Raw genomic sequence first — 3,326 nt, 5'->3', positions numbered from 1 at the left:
GCCAACCCGAAGCACGGCCGTTTTGACACTTTTGACCCTATTGTTGAGCAGCTTGACCTTCCGCCAACGCTTATCAACAGGTTTGACCTGATATTTCCAATAAAGGACCTGCCTGATCCTGTTAAGGATGACAAGATGGCGAGCTTTATTCTCGAGCTTCATCAGGATACCAGAAGAAAGGAGGCCCCGATTCCGACGACTCTTCTCAAGAAATATGTCGCTTATGCCCGGCTGAACATTCATCCTGTCCTGAGCGACGAAGCAGTGGCTGAGCTGAAGGATTATTACATCCGCATGCGTGGGAGTGCGCGTAAGGAGGGGGGAATTATCCAGAACATTCCTATCAGCGCGCGCCAGCTTGAGGGTCTTGTGCGCTTGAGTGAGGCGCATGCGCGGCTGCGCCTTGGCGAGGTTGTTGAGCGCCAGGATGCGCGTAATGCGATTAACCTTCTTGATTATTGTTTGCGCCAGATTGCGCTTGATGAGGAGACAGGCACTATTGATATTGACAGGATTTCCTCTGATACCACGACGAGCCAGAGGAACAAGATAGTTGTGTTCAAGGAAGTGATGGCTGAGCTTGAGAACAAGTTTGGCAAGGTTGTGCCGCTTGATGACATTGCAAGGATGGCTGCTGAGAAGGGTGTTTCGCAGGACGAGCTTGATGTTATCATCCAGAAGCTGCGGAAGAGCGGTGATATTTTTGAGCCGCGGCGCAATTACATTTCAAGGGTGTGATGTTTCTGATGTGCGGGCAGTTTGGTACATGCATATCATATGGTTGCCTGCGTCCCGCAGTGCACAGTAATCTTGCAAGCAGGATATAATGTGTTTGCCGCGCCTCGCCTGCCTTTGGCCGGTTGCTTTTTTCCTCCCTTGATTAATCATGGAAGGAGAAAAGCAAGTCCTGCGACGCAGGAACAATGCACTGTTGTGTTACACTCAAAAATGCTGTCAAGAACCGCCCACTAAAGTGGGCGGCGTGCTTGTGCGAACAAGCACGCTGCCACGACGATGGCGGTTCTTGGCTCACGAAAACGCGCGTGCTTACTATGCGCTCAAGCGCACAGCGTGCGCACGCAGCGTTTTCGTTGTGTCAAAAATTCTGTTTTAGCACGCACCTTCTGCATAACTGTCCACGTTCTTGTCCTGGCATGCGCGGCAGGCATTGAGGTATGTTCTGCCGTTTATGCCGCACACGAGTGCTATGTTGCTGTCGCATTCCTGGCTTATCTTTTGGCAGTTTTTGTATCCTTCGGGGAGTTCTGGTGCTGGTGCCTCCACGATTTGTCCTGGCGGGTGTGTTTTTTCCGCTTCTTTCATCAGTTGCTGCAGTGTTGCCTGCGCTTCCTTGTTTGATTCTTCCATTGATTTTTGCTGCATGCGCAGGTTGCGCAAGCCGATGCACGAGTCGCGCAGGTATCTTGCTGTTATCTTGTCGCACACTTCGAACTGGTTTTTGTTGAATGCAAACTGTGCATAGCATGAATCTCTTCTGTCTTCTGCGCCTATGTTTTGGCACAGTGCGCTTTTGTCTGCTTCAAATGCCACTGTTTGCATGCAGTTGTGCCTGGAATATTCTGTTGGTATTGAATTGCATAGGCTTACTGCCCTGTCTGGCTCTGTTGCTGCTGCTTTCTTTGCGTCTTCTATGACCTTGTCTTCTGTTGTTGGTTCTGCTCCTTCTGCGCAATCTTGCGGGCAGCTTGTGCTGGTTTCATCTCCGCTGCACGTGCCGTCGCCGCATTCCTGTGTCGGAGTGTTGACACACTTGCCAGCTACGCATTCGTCTTTTGTTGTTGGGTCGTAATCATTGCATCCTTCTGGGCATTCTGTTGGTGCTTCTCCAGGCGTTTGGTTTTCAGGTGGTCCTGCAGGCGCCCCTCCAGCAGGCGGCTCTGTTGGCGCCCCTCCAGCAGGCGGCTCTGCGGACGGAGTTACGCCGGCTGGCGGCTGTGGTGTCGTGACAGGGCATGCCGGGCACGGCCCGCCGCAGTCAATTCCTGTTTCTCCCTGGTTTTTTGTGCCGTCGTCGCACGTGGCTGCGAGTGCCTGGACTGTTATGCTGAAGCTGCTGCTTGCCTCTCTTCCTTTTGCGTCTGTGATTGTGACTTTGACTTCGTATTCTCCTGGTGCTGCGTTGTCTGGCAGCCTGACGCTGGCAAGCTGGCTTCCTTGTCTTGCTTCTTTTTGTGCAGGTGTTCCTATTATGTCGCCGTCAGGGCTTACTATTGTGCTTTCTATTGTTCCTTCTGCTGATGCTATTGCCCTGAAGTCTATCGTGTCGCCTGGCAGTGCTTCAGACACTTCTGGAAGCGTGCTTATTGTGAGTTTTGCTGCTGGTGCGGCAAAGAGGAGCGCGACTATGAGCCCGCCTAAGCCCAGTCCAAGGACTGCTCCTGCTATCCAGAGCCAGGGCTTGCCTGTTGGCGCGATTTGTGTTGCTTGTTGCACTTCAGTGAAGGCCGCATCTACTTGTGCTGGCTGGTATCCTGTTTGTGCAAGATAGTTCCGTATGTACTGCTCTGGGTAGTTGTTGTTGAGCAGGTTCTGGACGTATTCTGCCAATGGTGATAATGGCATGGCTCTGTTATCCTCTCTGATGTTTATAAACTTGTCCTCTGGTCTGGCTAAAAGCATATAAGCCAGTCAGCTGCCTTGCTCGTTATGGCCGGGGGTCCTGTTGTTGCGCTGAAAGCGTCTTGCAAGGATTTGCTTTCAGGTGCTGTTCGTGATGGCAGCAGGGTTAATGTCATAGGCACTGTTGTCGGTTCTGCTTCTGAGAGCCCGCCTGCATTTGTTATGGATGACCGCACTGCCATTATTCTTGTGCGTGAGTTTGACAAGATTGTGCCTGTTGTTGTTGGTTCTGTTGTTGCAGTGATTGGCTGGCTGCGGGTTTTTGGGAATGAGAATTATGTTGCTGCAGAGATTGTCAGGCAGCTGGATTCTCGCTGGCTGGATGTGCGTGCAAAAGAGCTTGCTTCAGGGCCTGCGCTTGCTTTGACTGCTGCCGGGTCTGGAGTGTCTGGTGACAGTGATATCAGGAAGATGGCTGATGATATTCTTGACAGCGAGGCTGTTGTGCTGAAGCTCGTGCGCGAGCTTGATTCCGGTTCTGGCGCTCCAACCGATGATGTTTTGGCGCAGGCAGGCAAGGATGCCGAGGGTGTTGTTGCTTTGCTGCTTGAGCGCGGTGATATTTTTGAGGCAAGTCCTGGCAGGCTGAAAATACTTGGGTAATGAAAACGCAATTTTTAGATCAGCACTGGTGTGATGAATGAAAGCGCAATTTTTCAGATCAGCACTGGTGTGATGAATGTTTC

At 51.7% G+C, this 3,326-nt stretch carries 2 protein-coding genes and 1 pseudogene; 2 read left to right on the top strand and 1 reads right to left on the bottom strand.

Features of this window, described 5'->3' with window-relative positions:
• Nucleotides 1–738, top strand: a pseudogene (locus tag HWQ67_RS14960) (hypothetical protein); the annotation flags it as partial.
• A gap of 372 nt (nucleotides 739–1,110) precedes the next feature.
• On the opposite strand, the gene HWQ67_RS14955 reads toward HWQ67_RS14960, so the two are convergent.
• Nucleotides 1,111–2,640: a hypothetical protein gene (locus tag HWQ67_RS14955; RefSeq protein WP_218253493.1), complete on the bottom strand. Its 1,530-nt coding sequence runs from the start codon at nucleotides 2,638–2,640 to the stop codon at nucleotides 1,111–1,113.
• Between the two features lie 27 nt (nucleotides 2,641–2,667).
• Between HWQ67_RS14955 and HWQ67_RS14950 the strand changes: the two genes are divergently transcribed.
• The gene (locus HWQ67_RS14950; protein ID WP_218253492.1) at nucleotides 2,668–3,243 is read left to right on the top strand and encodes a hypothetical protein; all 576 of its coding nucleotides are present in this window, start codon (nucleotides 2,668–2,670) and stop codon (nucleotides 3,241–3,243) included.
• Nucleotides 3,244–3,326: the final 83 nt, after the last annotated feature.

The organism is Candidatus Magnetobacterium casense (assembly GCF_019173545.1).
GTDB lineage: Bacteria > Nitrospirota > Thermodesulfovibrionia > Thermodesulfovibrionales > Magnetobacteriaceae > Magnetobacterium > Magnetobacterium cryptolimnobacter.
This window is presented reverse-complemented; position numbering and strand designations above follow the sequence as displayed.